Annotated in this window: 9 protein-coding genes; 5 read left to right on the top strand and 4 right to left on the bottom strand. The window is 73.3% G+C overall.

Annotated features, from left to right (window positions below; genetic code table 11):
• Window positions 1-57: 57 nt before the first annotated feature.
• The gene (locus tag ACYU96_RS12320) at window positions 58-2,076 is read right to left on the bottom strand and encodes a DUF349 domain-containing protein (protein ID WP_460753614.1); all 2,019 of its coding nucleotides are present in this window, start codon (window positions 2,074-2,076) and stop codon (window positions 58-60) included.
• The gene (locus ACYU96_RS12315) at window positions 2,073-2,855 is read right to left on the bottom strand and encodes a peptidylprolyl isomerase (protein WP_460753612.1); all 783 of its coding nucleotides are present in this window, start codon (window positions 2,853-2,855) and stop codon (window positions 2,073-2,075) included. The genes ACYU96_RS12320 and ACYU96_RS12315 overlap by 4 nt, the downstream gene beginning before the upstream one ends.
• A 260-nt stretch (window positions 2,856-3,115) precedes the next feature.
• Here ACYU96_RS12315 and hisS point away from each other — a divergent pair, with 260 nt between their 5' ends.
• Entirely contained in the window at window positions 3,116-4,531 is a 1,416-nt protein-coding gene (gene hisS / locus ACYU96_RS12310; RefSeq protein ID WP_460753609.1) for a histidine--tRNA ligase, read from the top strand.
• A 108-nt stretch (window positions 4,532-4,639) separates the two neighbouring features.
• Here hisS and ACYU96_RS12305 read toward each other — a convergent pair whose 3' ends face one another.
• Window positions 4,640-5,854, bottom strand: coding sequence for a S8 family peptidase (locus ACYU96_RS12305; protein WP_460753607.1), 1,215 nt, complete (start codon window positions 5,852-5,854; stop codon window positions 4,640-4,642).
• Between the two features lie 190 nt (window positions 5,855-6,044).
• Here ACYU96_RS12305 and ACYU96_RS12300 point away from each other — a divergent pair, with 190 nt between their 5' ends.
• The 3 genes from ACYU96_RS12300 to ACYU96_RS12290 all read left to right on the top strand — a co-directional run bounded on the left by ACYU96_RS12300 (window position 6,045) and on the right by ACYU96_RS12290 (window position 10,798).
• The gene (locus tag ACYU96_RS12300) at window positions 6,045-7,700 is read left to right on the top strand and encodes an Rv2578c family radical SAM protein (RefSeq protein WP_460753604.1); all 1,656 of its coding nucleotides are present in this window, start codon (window positions 6,045-6,047) and stop codon (window positions 7,698-7,700) included.
• A 284-nt stretch (window positions 7,701-7,984) separates the two neighbouring features.
• Window positions 7,985-9,673: a discoidin domain-containing protein gene (locus ACYU96_RS12295; protein WP_460753601.1), complete on the top strand. Its 1,689-nt coding sequence runs from the start codon at window positions 7,985-7,987 to the stop codon at window positions 9,671-9,673.
• A 57-nt stretch (window positions 9,674-9,730) separates the two neighbouring features.
• Complete coding sequence (locus tag ACYU96_RS12290; RefSeq protein ID WP_460753598.1) at window positions 9,731-10,798, top strand: LacI family DNA-binding transcriptional regulator; 1,068 nt, start codon at window positions 9,731-9,733, stop codon at window positions 10,796-10,798.
• A 41-nt stretch (window positions 10,799-10,839) separates the two neighbouring features.
• On the opposite strand, the gene ACYU96_RS12285 is transcribed toward ACYU96_RS12290, so the two are convergent.
• Window positions 10,840-11,886, bottom strand: coding sequence for a LacI family DNA-binding transcriptional regulator (locus ACYU96_RS12285; protein WP_460753595.1), 1,047 nt, complete (start codon window positions 11,884-11,886; stop codon window positions 10,840-10,842).
• Window positions 11,887-12,208: 322 nt separating this feature from the next.
• Between ACYU96_RS12285 and ACYU96_RS12280 the strand changes: the two genes are divergently transcribed.
• Window positions 12,209-14,452 carry a discoidin domain-containing protein gene (locus tag ACYU96_RS12280; protein WP_460753593.1) on the top strand — a complete coding sequence of 748 codons (2,244 nt, stop codon included), beginning with the start codon at window positions 12,209-12,211 and terminating at the stop codon, window positions 14,450-14,452.
• The last annotated feature ends 9 nt before the right edge of the window (window positions 14,453-14,461 follow it).

Genomic DNA, 14,461 nt, shown 5'->3' with positions numbered 1-14,461 from the left:
GCCGCGTCCCGGTGCTGCGCTGCGGCCGGACGTCTCAGGCGTCGCGGCCGCGGCGCGTCAGGCCTTGCTGTCCTCCGCGGCCTTGACGACCTGCTCCAGCCACGACCTGCGCGCGGCCAGGGCGCTCTCCAGCTCGGTGGCCTTCCGGTCGTCGCCCTTGGCCCGGGCGGCCTCGAGGTCCGACTCCAGCTCCGCGATCGCCGACTCGAGCTGCGCGGCCGCGCCCTCGGCCCGGGCACGCGTCTCGGGGTTGCTGCGGCGCCACTGGTTCTGCTCGGCGTCCCGCACGGCGTTCTCCACGGCCCGCATCCGGGTCTCGACGCGCTGGATGTCGCGGCGCGGTACCTTGCCGGCCTCGTCCCAGCGGTCCTGGATGCTGCGCAGCGTCTTCTTCGCGGCCGCCAGGTCCTTGACCGGCACCAGCTTCTCCGCCTCGGTGAGCAGGGTCTCCTTGACCTTCAGGTTCTCCCCGTACTCGGCGTCGAGCTCCGCGTTGACCTGGTCCCGCGCCTGGAAGAACTTGTCCTGCGCCGCCCGGAACCGGGCCCACAGCGCGTCGTCGTCCTTGCGGGACGCGCGGCCCGCGGCCTTCCACCGGGACATCAGGTCGCGGTACGCGCCCGCGGTGTAGCCCCAGTCGGTGCTCTCGGACAGCGCCTCCGCCTCCGACACCAGCAGCTCCTTGGCGGACTTGGCCTCCTTGTTGCGCTGCTCCAGGTCGGCGAAGAAGTGTCGGCGCTCGCGGTCGAACGCGGTGCGGGCGTGGCTGAACCGCTTCCAGAGCGACTCCTCCGTGCCGCGGTCGATGCGCGGGCCGCCGCGCTGCGCCGTCTTCCAGCGGTCCAGGAGGGCCCGCAGCTCCTCGCCGGCGGGGCGCCACTGCATCTTGGCCGGGTCGGTGGCGGCGATCTTCTCGGCGGCCTCGACGATGGACTCGCGCGCCGTGACGGCCTCCGCCTTCGCGGCGGCGCGCTCGGCCTCCAGGGCGGAGCGACGCTCGGCCGCACGGCCCTTGAGGCCCTCCACGCGGGACCGCAGCCCGTCCAGGTCGCCGACGGCGGCCGGCTCGGCCGTCTCGTCCGCCAGCTTGGTGAGCGTCTGGTCGATCTCCTTGACCGACAGGTCGGCGCCGTCGAGCCGCGCCTCGAACAGCGACACCTTGGCGACGAGGTCGAGGTAGCGCCGCACGTAGAGGCTCAGCGCCTCGGACGTGCCGACCCCCGGGAACTGGCCGACGGCCCGCTCGCCCGACTTCTCCACGACGTACACCGTGCCGTCGTCGGCCACGCGACCGTGCTTCTCCGCCTCGGCGGACGCCGCGGCGTCGTCGGGCACCGGGACGACGGGCGTCACGGGGGCCGTGGGCGTGGACTGCGCGGCGGCCGCGGGGCCCGCCGCGTGCGGGGCGCCGGGCTTCGGCGGCCGGGGCCTGGCCAGCGCCGCGGGCGACGGGATCGCCGACGGCTTCGGCACCGCGGGCCCGGCCGCGGGCTTCTCCTCTGCAGCGGCGGGCTCTGCAGCGGCGGGCTCTGCCGCGGCCGGAGCCGTCTCGGCGGGCTTCACCGCTTCGGGCTCCGCGTTCCCGGACTCGTCCTCCTCGGGGGCGGGTCCGGCCGCCGTTTCCGGGGCTGCCCCGGTCGTCTCCGGGGCCGCGGGCCCGGTGGTCTCGTCGGCCGCTGCCCGGGCGGTGTCGTCGGCTGCGGGCTCGTGGGCCGCGGCGTCCTCGGCGACCTGCTCCTCGGCAGCCGTGCCGGTGGCCGGAGCCGTATCGGTGACCGGTTCGGTGACCGGCTCCTGCGCAGCCGTCCCGGTGGGCGGCGTCGCCTCGTCCTCCGCGGCGGTGGTCGCCTCGTCCACGGCCGGCGCGGAATCGTCCGCGCTCGCCCCGTCCGCCGGCGCTGCGTCCGCGAGGGCTCCGGCGTCGTCGGCCGGGGCGGTCGTGGCCTCGGCCGGTTCGGCTGCGGCGTCCGGCGTCGAGTCGGTCTCGGCCGCGGGGGTCTCGGGAGTCTCGGCCGCGGGCTCGGTGGCGGCCACGTCCTCGACGGGTCCGCTTCCCTGCTCGTTGCTCTCGCTCACTGGGTCTCAACTCCTTCGATGGTGACGGGGCCGGCAGGTGCGCCGTCCGTGGCGCCTGCATCGGCCACGCCCTCGTCCGCGACTGCCTGGACGACGTCCAGGCCGGATGTGATCTCTCCGAAGACCGTGTACCCGCCGGCTTCGTCCGACTGGATCTGGGAGTCCTCGTACACGAGGAAGAACTGGGAGCCCATGGACTCGCCGTCGCCACCCTGCCGCGCCATCGCGACGGTTCCGGCGGGGTAGACGTCGTCGTCCGGGGCGTTCTCGATGGGTCCGAACTGGTAGCCCGGGCTGCCCGTGCCGGTGGCCGTCGGGTCGCCGCACTGCAGGACGAAGATGCCCGACGTGGTGAGCCGGTGGCAGCCGGTCCCGTCGAAGTAGCCGTCCTGGGCGAGGGCCACGAAGCTGGCCACGGCCTGCGGTGCCGCGGCGCCGTCGAGCTCGAGCGTGACGTCCTGCTCGGCGCCAGTGGCGCACATGCTCAGCGTGACGGTCCAGGTGCGGTCCTCGGCGACGTCGACGCCGGGCAGCTCGTGGTCCTCGCGGGCGTCGGTGCTGCCCGGCTCGCACTGCCCGGCCTCCGCGGCGGCGTCGCCCGGGTCCGAGCCCACCAGCGCGGCGACCACGAACGTCGCCACCAGGGCCAGCGCGGCGACGCCGGCGATCAGTGCGGTGAGCCGCTGGCGGCGCGCCCTCGCGGCGGCCCGGCGCTCCTCCCGCTTCGCCTGCTCCTTCTTCGCCTGCTGGGCACGCTGACGCTGCTTGCTGGTCGACACCGTCGCCGGGCTCCTCTCCACATCGCTGCTCTCGGTGGCACGAACCGCCGGATCGTTCGAGCCGTCGTGGGACCGTGGGCCGTTGCAGTCCGTGCGGGGACAGTGTAGGCATCGCGGGCCAGGACATTCTGCCTGGGCCGCGCCGGGCGAGCCGAACCGGCCGGGTCCGTGCCGGGTCCCGCCCGCGGCCCCGTGCCGCCCGCCGCCCGCCGGTGGAAAGAGCGGGCCGGATGTCGGACGCCCGTGGGAAGATCTGACGCATGGCCCGTATCGCACCTCTCTCCGGTTTCCCCGAATGGCTCCCGCAAGGTCGCATCGTCGAGCAGCACGTGCTCGAGGTGCTGCGTCACACCTTCGAGCTGCACGGGTTCGCCGGTATCGAGACCCGGGCCGTGGAGCCGCTCGACCAGCTGCTGCGCAAGGGCGAGACCTCCAAGGAGGTCTACGTGCTCTCCCGGCTCCAGGAGGAGTCCGACGTCGCCGGGCGCGACAAGCAGCTCGGCCTGCACTTCGACCTCACCGTGCCGTTCGCCCGCTACGTCCTGGAGAACGCCGGCCGGCTCGCGTTCCCCTTCAAGCGCTACCAGATCCAGAAGGTGTGGCGCGGCGAGCGTCCCCAGGACGGCCGCTTCCGTGAGTTCGTCCAGGCCGACATCGACGTCGTCGGCGCCGGGGAGCTGCCCTACCACTACGAGGTCGAGGTCCCGCTCGTCATGGCGGAGGCGTTCGGCGCGCTGCGCGGCATCGGCCTGCCTCCCGTGCGCATCCTCGTCAACAACCGCAAGGTCGCCGAGGGCTTCTACCGCGGCATCGGCCTGAGGGACGTCGAAGGCGTCCTGCGGCAGATCGACAAGCTCGACAAGATCGGCCCCGAGAAGGTCGCCGCGCTCCTGGTCGACGAGTGCGGTGCGAGCGAGGACCAGGCCAAGGCCTGCCTGGCGCTCGCGGGCATCAGCGGCTCGGACGCGTCCGTGGTCGCCGAGGTGCGCACGCTGGCGGAGTCGTACGGCGCGGTGACGGAGCTCCTGGAGACGGGGCTCGGTGAGCTCGAGGCGCTCGTCGTGGCGGCGGCGGAGCGCGCGCCGGGCGTCGTCGTCGCCGACCTGAAGATCGCCCGCGGTCTCGACTACTACACCGGTTCCGTCTACGAGACGGTGCTGGTGGGGCACGAGCAGCTCGGCTCGGTCTGCTCCGGCGGCCGGTACGACACGCTGGCGTCGGACGGGAAGAACACGTACCCGGGCGTCGGCCTGTCGGTCGGCGTCAGCCGGCTCGTGTCGCGGCTGCTGTCCGGCGGTCTCGTCGCCGCGACCCGCGCGGTGCCGACGGCGGTGCTCGTCGCCGTCACGGCGGAGGGGACGCGGCACGTGTCGGACGCCGCGGCCGCCGCCCTGCGGGCCCGTGGCATCCCCTGCGAGGTGGCGCCCGCCGCCGCGAAGTTCGGCAAGCAGATCAAGTACGCGGACCGGCGCGGGATCCCGTTCGTCTGGTTCCCGGGCGAGGACGGGGGAGCGGGCGGCGACGGCGCCACGGGGTCGCCCGTCCCCGGCGCCCTGGTGGGTTCGGTCAAGGACCTCCGCTCGGGCGACCAGGTCGACGCGGACGCCGCGACCTGGAGCCCGCCGTCCGGGGATCTGCACCCGCGCGTGGTGCCCGCCGAGGCGCCCGCGCAGTAGGCGGCGGAGCAGGCAGCAGGACGGCGGCGCAGGACCCGGTCCAGGGTCCCGCGCCGCCGTCCTGGCCTCATGGGCGGCTCCGCCGCCCGGGAGCCGGGAGAGCCCGGGTCAGATGCCGCTCACGTTCAGCAGCACGTTCGGCGAGCCGGTGCCCGCGTCGGGGATGGCGTCGGCGACGCCGCCGCTCACGAGCGTCTCGGCGACCTCGTCCGGCGTGGCCGCGGGATCGGCGCCGAGCACGAGCGCGGCCGCGCCGGCCACGTGGGGGCTGGCCATCGAGGTGCCCGAGATCGTGTTCGTCGAGTCGTCGGAGTCGATCCAGGCCGACGTGATGCCGGTGCCCGGGGCGAAGAGGTCGAGGCACTCGCCGAAGTTCGAGAAGTACGACATGTCGTCGGTCTCCTCGGTGGCGCCGACCGTGAGGGCCGACGGCTCGCTCGCCGGCGAGGTGTTGCAGGCGTCCTGCGACTCGTTGCCCGCGGCCACGGCGAAGGGCACGCCGTCGGCGACGGCGGCCGCGACCGCGTCGTTCAGCGCCTGGGAGAAGCCGCCGCCCAGCGACATGTTGGCCACGGCCGGGGTGCCGTCGGCGTGGTCCTCGGCGACGAACTCGATGCCCTCGACGACGCCGGCGGTGGTGCCGGAGCCGTTGCAGTCCAGCACGCGCACGGCGACCAGGTCGACGTCCTTGGCGACGCCGTGCTCGGTGCCGCCGACCGTGCCGGCCACGTGGGTGCCGTGGCCGTTGCAGTCGGTGGCGTCGTCGTCGCCGTCGACCGCGTCCAGACCGCTCACCGCGCGGCCGCCGAAGTCCGTGTGGGTGGTGAGGATGCCCGTGTCGACGACGTACGCCGTCACGCCCGCGCCGGAGCTCGAGTACGTGTAGGAGTCGTCCAGGGGCAGCGTGTCCTGGTCGAGCCGGTCGATGCCCCAGGACGGGGTCGGCGCCTGCGTGTCCGCGATCGAGACCTCGGCGTTCTGCTCGACGTACGCGACGGCCGGGTCGGCGGCGAGCTGCTTCGCCTCGCCCTCGGACATCGTCGTCTCGAAGCCGTTGACCACCGTGGAGTAGGTGTTCTGCACGGAGCCGCCGAACTTCCCGGCCAGTCCCTCGGCCTTGCCGTCGACCTCGGAGGTCGCCATCGTCCCGTCCTCGAGGACGACGATGTACGAGTTCTCGATCGCACCGGACGCGTTCGCGCCGACGATCCCGCCCTCGGGTGCGGACGTGGCCGCGTGGGCCGCGACCGCCCCGGCACCGGTGAGCGCGAGGCCGGCTGCGACGGCGGTGATCCGCCGCGCGGTCTTGTTGCGGTGAGCCATGCTTCCTCCAGGAGAAGATGACGCCCGGTCGTGGTTCCCCGCGGACGAGGGCACCGCGACCGGACTCTGGGTTGTTCCGGGAAGCCTAGGGGGTGAATATGGAAAATAGTCCAGTTCTTCACATACCAAATGTCCATCACCCCTGCCGTATGCCACGCGATCAAATAGACGAGTTGCGCACCAAGAGAACATGTGTTCGAATCAGGGGGTGCGATGGGAAGGCCAAGAGCTCACGACGGACGACGGCGCGCTGCCGGGCCTCGGGCTGCCCGCGCTGCGGGCCACGGGTCTCGTCCGCACGGTCCGCGCCCCCGAGTTCGACGGCGTCACGTTCCACGAGGTCCTGGCCAGGAGCGCGCTGACCAAGGTTCCCGCCGCGTCGCAGATGCCGTTCCGCTGGACCGTCAACCCGTACCGGGGCTGCAGTCACGCCTGCCGCTACTGCCTGAGCCCGGCCACGCCGGTGCTGCTCGGTGACGGCACGTCACGCCCCCTCGGCGCCCTCGTGCCGGGCGACCGCGTCGTCGGCACGCTGCACGACGCCGGCCGCCGCGTCCTCGTCGAGACCGAGGTGCGGGACGTGTGGCGCACCGTGAAGCACGCCTACCAGGTCACGACGGCCGACGGCAGCGTCCTCGTCGCGAGCGGCGACCACCGGCTCCTGACCGAGGACGGCTGGCGATACGTCGCGCACGCGCCGCAGGAGCCGCCCGCCGGCACCGCGGCACGGCCGGTGCTGCGTCCCGGGGACGGGCTCGTCGGCCCGGGGCCCGGGGTCGGGCGCCGGGGTGCGGTCGACGTCGTCGGCCGCCTCGCGCGCACGGCCCCCGGCCGGATCGTCGCCGCGGTCGAGGACCTCGGGCACGCGCGCGAGCTCGTCGACATCACCACGGGGTCCGGTGACTTCGTCGCGAACGGCGTCGTCAGCCACAACTGCTACGCCCGCGGCTCGCACACCTACCTCGACCTCGACGCCGGCGCGGACTTCGACTCGCAGGTGGTCGTCAAGGTCAACGCCGACGAGGTCCTGCGCGCGGAGCTCGCCAAGCCCTCCTGGAGCCGCGAGCCCGTCGCGCTCGGCACCAACACCGACCCCTACCAGCGCGCAGAGGGCAGGTACCGGCTCATGCCCGGGATCATCTCGGCGCTCGCGGACTCCGGCACGCCGTTCTCGATCCTGACCAAGGGCACGCTGCTGCGCCGCGACCTGCCGCTGCTCGCGGAGGTGGCGCGGCGGGTCGACGTCGGGCTCGGCATCTCGCTCGCGTTCGCCGACGAAGAGCTGCAGCAGCGGGTCGAGCCCGGCACGCCGACGCCACGCGCCCGGCTCGCGCTGGTCCGGGCCGTGCGGGAGGCCGGGCTGCCGTGCGGGGTGATGGTCGCGCCGGTGCTGCCCTGGCTCACGGACTCGCGCGACCACCTCGCCCGCCTGCTCGACGCCGTCGCGGAGGCCGGTGCGACCGGGGTCACTGTGCTGCCCCTGCACCTGCGCACGGGTGCCCGCGAGTGGTACCTGGAGTGGCTGGACCGCGACTTCCCCGAGCACGCGGCCGGATACCGGCGCGTGTTCGGGGAGCGCGCGTACGCGCACCGCGCCTATCGTGACTGGCTCCGGGGGCGCGTCGAGCCGCTCCTCGACGAGCGCGGGCTCGGCCGCGCCGCCTTCCGGTCCGACGCCGGCGACACGGGCGGAGGGGCGGGCGGTGACCGGCGCGCGCGGGGCGACGAGGGTGCCTATCCGGCGGGTTCCCTGCCCGCCGCGCGGGACGCCGGCGTCCCGCGCCCGCCGGCCTCGGCGGCTGCGGGGCCGCGGGAGGTGCCGGCAGGCCAGCAGGCGCTCTTCTGAGCGCGGGCCGCCCTCCGCCCCGATTGCTTGGAGATCATGCGGGTAGGCACGACCGCGAGGTAGGAGCGAGTGCTCAGGTAGGCGCCAGGGGGTGCTCCCCACGCCCCTACGTGGGCACTCGCCCCTACCTCGCCGTCGTCTCCTACCCGCGCGATTACTTACTCGCCTGTCAGCGAACTTCTCCGAAACCCTTGACGCAGATCGTCCGGCTCCGCCAGGGTGATGGTGAGAGAGCGCTCTCTGAGCATCTCCCACCACCCGACCGACGTTCGAAGGAGCACGTCATGCGGCGAACAACTCGCCTGCTCGCGGCCACCGCAGCGGCCGCGGCACTCGTCACGGGGGCGATCACCGTGCCACCGGCCCTGGCAGCGGCCGAACCCCTGTCCCAGCAACGTCCCGTCACCACCTCCAGCGACGAGTTCGACTGGAGCACCGGAGCCGCCGCCGTCGACGGCGACCCCGGCACGCGCTGGGCGAGCAGCTGGTCCGACGGCCAGTGGATCAGTGTCGACCTGGGTAGCGTCCGGGACATCGAGTCCGTCAGCCTCGCCTGGGAGGCCGCCTACGCCTCCGGCTACCGGATCGAGGTGTCCGACGACGGCGCCGGCTGGTCCGAGATCTACTCGACCACCTCCTCGACGGGCGGTGACGAGGACCTCGACGTCGAGGGTTCCGGCCGCTTCGTCCGGCTCGTGGCCACCGAGCGCGCCACCCCGTACGGGATCTCCCTGTGGGAGCTCCAGGTGTTCGGGCCGGACGACGACGCGCCGCCGCCCGCCGACGTGGAGGGCACCCTCCTGTCCTACGGCAGGACGGGCACCGCCTCCAGCGCGCAGCACGACGCCAGCTGCTGGGAGTGCACGCCCGCGCGTGCCTTCGACCTGGACCCGGCCAGCCGCTGGGCCACGGACGAGGAGACCGGCTGGACCGACGAGGGCTGGATCGCCGTCGACCTGGGTGCCGCGGCGCACATCAGCGACGTCGTGCTGCAGTGGGACCCCGCGTACGCGACGGGGTACGACATCGAGGTGTCCGACGACGGCAGCACCTGGACCAGCGTCTACTCCACCACGACGGGCGGCGGCTTCAAGGAGACCATCCCGCTCGACGCCGACGGCCGGCACGTCCGCGTGCACATGAACACCCGCAGCGGCCCGTACGGCTACTCGCTCTGGGAGTTCCAGGTGTACGGCTCGGGCGGCGCGCCGCAGCAGCCGCCGGCGGAGCCCGCCGACCCGGACTTCGACGACCTCGAGCTCGTGTGGGGCGACGAGTTCGACGGTGCCGCCGGGACCCCGGCGGACGGCTCGAGGTGGACCATCGACCCCGGCCTGCCCAACAACAACGAGCTGCAGTACTACACGGAGCAGGGCAACGGCTCGCACGACGGCGACGGCCACTTCGTCATCGAGGCGCGCCAGGAGACGTACCAGGGCCAGTCGTACACGTCGCACCGGATGAACACCTCGAACAAGTTCCACGCGCAGTACGGCAGGTTCGAGGCGCGCCTCAAGGTGCCGGAGGGCCGGGGGTTCTGGCCGGCGTTCTGGATGATGGGCACGGACTTCCTGGAGGGCCGCCCGTGGCCGTACAACGGTGAGGTCGACATCATGGAGTTCATCGGCCAGGAGCCGTACGAGGCCCACTCCACGCTGCACGCCCCGGCGTACAACGGCGCGGGCGGGTACGGCGGCAGCTACGAGCTGCCCGACGGGTCGAAGATCTCGGACGGCTTCCACACGTTCGCCGCCGAGTGGGACAGCGAGGGGATCCGCTACCTCATGGACGACACGGAGGTCTTCTACGCCGAGAAGTCGGTGGTGGAGTCCACCCGCGGGCCCTGGATCTACGACCACGAGTTCTACCTGATCCTCAACCTGGCGGTGGGCGGCGACTGGCCCGGCCCGCCCGACGGCAGCACGCCGTTCCCGTCGGAGATGGTCGTGGACTACGTCCGCGTCTACCAGTGACGCACCCGGCGCGGACGCGTCCGGCCACGGCGCGGGCGGTGCGGGTATAACTGGCGCATGTCGTCAGCGTCCCCGCGGCCCACGCTCGAGGTCGTCGCGTCCGTGGCCGGAGTGTCCCGGGCGACCGTCTCGCGCGTGATCAACGGCGTGACGACGGTCGACCCGGCGATCGTCGACGCCGTCCGGCGCGCCATCGAGCAGACCGGCTACGTCCCCAACCTCGCCGCCCGCTCGCTCGTGACGCGGCGTACCGGGTCGGTGGCCCTGGTGGTGTCCGAACCGCCGGGCCACCGCTCGCCCCTGCCCTTCCTGGAGCGCATCTTCACCGACCCGTACCTCGGCCGGGTGACGGCGGGCGCGCAACGGGCGCTGCGGCCCCGGGACATCCACCTGGCGATCGTGCCCGCCGACCCGCCCGCCCACGACCAGGTCGTGCGGTACGTGCGCCAGGGCCACGTGGACGGCGTGCTGCTCATCACCTCCAGCGCCGACGACCCCCTGCCGGCCCGGCTGGTGGGGCTGGGTGCTCCCGTGGTGCTGTCGGCGCGCGTGCCGGGCGGCGCGATGCCCGACGGCGTCCCCGCGGTCGACCTGGACCAGGCGGCCGGCGGACGGCTGGCCGCCGAGCACCTCCTGGCGTCCGGCCGCGTCCGGCTCGCCGTCGTGACCGGCCCGACCGACGCGCCGTTCATGCGCGCCCGGCTCGACGCCTTCGTCGGCGCGGTCGCGGCGGCGGGGCTCGACCGCCCGGTGGTCGCCGACGCCGACTTCACGCGGCCGGGCGGGGAGTCCGCCGCCCGGAAGCTGCTCGCCGAGGTGCCCGACGTCGACGGCGTGTTCGCGGGGAACGACCTGATGGCCGACGGTGTCAGCACGGTCCTCCAGTACGCCGGGCGCCGCGTGCCCGAGGACGTCGCCGTGGTGGGCTTCGACGACTCCAGCGCCGCCGCCCAGGCGCACCCGCCGCTCACGACGGTCCGCCAGCCGGTCGAGGACATGGCAGAGACGATGGCCGACCTCCTGCTGCGGGGCCTGGACGCCCGCGAGAACGGCGGGTCCGACGACGCCGGGCCCGGCGAGGTGGTGACCTTCGCCCCGGAGCTCGTCGTGCGCGACTCGGCTTGACCCGTGCCCGGCCCGGCCGCTGCCGCGCCCGCACGTTGCCGTCAGGCCGAGTCCCGGACCACCAGCTCCGGGTCGAAGATGACCGACCGGACGGGCTGGTCCGGCGCGTCCATGCGCTCGACGAGCAGGTCCACCATCTGCTCGGCCATCCGCTCGGCCGGCTGACGGACGGTCGTGAGGTGCGGCCGGGTCTGGGTCGCGACGGGGCTGTCGTCGAAGCCGACGACCGCCACGTCCTCGGGCACCCGCCGTCCGCGGGTGCGCAGCAGGTGGAGCGCGCCCTGGGCCATGAGGTCGTTCGAGACGAAGATCCCGTCGACGTCGGGCGCGTCCGCCAGGAGCTGCGCGGTGGCCGCCTCGCCGCCGGTGAACGTGAAGTCGCCGACCACGCTCGGGACGTACGCGTGGCCGCGGCGCGCGGCGAGGTCGCGGAAGCCGTCGGTACGGTCGCGCGCCGCGGGCACGTCCACCGGGCCGGAGATGACGCCGGGGGAGCGGCAGCCGTGGTCGAGCAGGTGCCGGGCGGCCAGGCGTCCGCCGTCGGCGTTGGCCAGGTCGACGTAGCTGACCGGGATCGGCCGGGCGGGCCGGGCGAACATCACGACGGGGCGTCCGGCGTCCACCAGCCGCCCGGGGAGAGGGTCGTCGCCGTGCGTGGAGACGAGCAGCGTCCCGTCGACGTTGCCGAGTCGCAGGTAGGAGACTGTCTGGTCCTCGGCCTCGGGGGTGTCGGCGAACAGGAGCACGGGGTGTACGTCGTGCCGGCGCAGCGACCGCACGAACCCGCCCACGACCCGCCCGAAGAACGGGTCGGAGAGCACCCGGGCCGGTTCCGCCTCCTCGCCGGGGGCGTCGGCGGAACCGGAGACGACGACGGCCGCCATGCCCGTCCTGCGGGTCACGAGCGACCGTGCCGCGCGGTTGGGGACGTACCCCGTCTCGGCGATGGCCTCCAGGACGGTCTCCTGCACCGCCGGGGCGACCTTGCGCTTGCCGTTGATGACGCGCGAGACGGTGGCGCGGGACACGCCCGCTACCTTGGCCACGTCCTCGAGCGTCGGCACGGGCCGCCGCAGATCGTCTGTCACGGCTCGACGATAACAGGGTGAGAGCGTTTGCCCAAGGAGTCGGAGGGCGCGCCGGACAGGGGTTTTCGGCGAGACTCTCGGCGCTACACCGCACCCGCCGGTCGGCAGAAAACGTCACGAAAGCGCATCTAGCACATCCAAAGCCAATCCCCGCCGGGCGGAACTTGATGGGACACCCCCTTGACGCGCGCCTCGAACCCCTTGCAGACTCGGGACCGGTAAGAGCGCTCTCCCACATCTCGCCGCACCGGAGCGACGAGGTATCGGCTCGACGACGAACCCTGTCCTGCGCGCGTGCGGGGCCCTAGGAGATGGAGCAACCATGACCATCACACGCGCCGGCACCGCCGCCGGCCGAGACCGCCGCACCCGGTGGTCCGCCGCAGGCCTGACGGTCCTGCTCACCGGGGCGTTCCTCACCGCCGCGGCACCCGCGCAGAGCGCACCCGAGCTGTTGTCGGAGGGGCGGTCCGCCACGGCGTCGTCGTCGGAGAACCCCGACTACACGCCGGCCGCCGCCGCCTTCGACGGCGACCCCGGCACCCGCTGGTCGAGCGAGTTCAGCGACCCGCAGTGGCTGCAGGTGGACCTGGGCCACGTCGCCGACCTGGACCGGGTCGAGCTGGACTGGGAGGCGGCGTACTCGACGTCGTACTCCATCCAGGTCTCGGACGACGGGTCGATGTGGACCACGCTCGCGGCCACCGACGCCGGGGACGGCGGTGACGACGTGATCGACGTGACCGGCTCCGGCCGGTACGTGCGCATGCGCTCCACGGAGCGGAACGGTGCGTACGGGACGTCGCTGTGGGAGATGCGGGTCTTCGGCGTCTCCGACGGGTCCGACCCGGGCGACGGCGACGGCGGGACCGGCGATCCCGACTTCGTCGACCCGGGCCACCCGAACGTGCCGGTCCCGGACAGCGGCCCGAGCACGGTCGAGGTGACCGGCGGGAACGGGAGCTGGGACCTCGCGGTGGACGGACAGCCGTACACGGTGCGCGGCTTCACCTGGGGCCCGTCGTTCGACACGGCCGACCACTACATGCCGACGCTGGCCGCGATGAACGCGAACACGATCCGCACGTGGGGCACGGGAGACGACACACGGCAGCTGCTGGACTCGGCGGCCGCGCACGACGTGCGCGTCGTCATGGGGTTCTGGCTGCTGCCGGGCGGCGGCCCGGGCTCGGGCGGCTGCGTCGACTACCGCTCGGACGACGCGTACAAGTCCGAGGCCAGGGCGGACATCCTGCACTGGGTCGACGTGTACAAGGACCACCCGGGCGTCCTCCTGTGGAACATCGGCAACGAGTCGATCCTCGGGCTGGGGGACTGCTTCTCCGGCACGGAACTGGAAGAGGTGCGGGACGCCTACGCGGCATTCGTGAACGAGGTAAGCGTGGCGGTCCACGCCGCGGACCCGAACCACCCGACGACCAGCACGGACGCATGGGTCGGCGCGTGGCCGTACCTCGAGCGGAACGCGCCGGACCTCGACCTGCTGTCGGTCAACGCGTACGGCGACGTGTGCAACATCCGCGAGAGCTGGGAGTCCGGCGGCTACGACCGCCCGTACCTGCTGACGGAGGGTGGTGCGCCCGGCGAGTGGGAGGTGCCCGACGACGTCAACGGGGTCCCGGACGAGCCCACGGACCTGGACAAGGGGGCCGCCTACGTCGGTTCCTGGCAGTGCCTGCGCGAGCACGACGGCGTGTCGCTGGGCGCGACGTTCTTCCACTACGGCATCGAGGGCGACTTCGGTGGCGTGTGGTTCAACGTGATCCCCGGTGACAACAAGCGGCTGGGCTACTACTCGATCGCCCGGACGTGGGGCGTGGACACCTCGGCGCTGAACACGCCGCCGGAGATCACGGCGATGGACGTGGAGGGCTCGACGGCGGTCACCGCCGGCGACGAGTTCACCGTCACGGTGGACATGAGCGACCCAGACGGCGACCCCATCACCCCGGTGGTCATGCTGAACAGCAAGTACGTCGACGGATCGGGCGGTACCGCCCGGGCGGACTTCACTGAGACCTCGCCGGGCACGTACCGGGTCGCGGCGCCGGACCGGCTCGGGGTGTGGAAGGTCTACGTCTTCGCCGAGGACGGCCAGGGCAACGTCGGGGTCGAGACGCGGTCGTTCCGCGTGGTCGCCCCCGAGGTCGACGGCGAGAACATCGCGCTGGGCGCCGAGGTGACGGCGTCGTCGTTCGACCCCTACAACGGGAACTTCACGCCGGGCCAGGCGGTCGACGGGGACACGACGACCCGCTGGGCGAGCGAGTGGGGCCCGACCGCGTGGTTCCGGGTCGACCTCGGGTCGGTGCGGTCGTTCGACCATCTGCAGCTGGTGTGGGAGGCCGCCTACGGCGTCGGGTACGAGGTGCAGGTGTCCGACGACGGCAGCTCGTGGACCACGGTCCGCACCGTGACGGACGGGGACGGCGCGGTGGACGGCCTCGACGTCTCTGGGACCGGCCGGTACGTGCGGCTGAACTTCACCGAGCGGGGCACGGACTGGGGCTACTCGCTGTTCGAGCTCGGCATCTACCAGAGCTGACGACATGTC

Source organism: Myceligenerans cantabricum (genome assembly GCF_054777735.1).
Note: the sequence above shows the minus strand (reverse complement) of the source record. Positions and strands in the feature narration are given on the sequence as shown.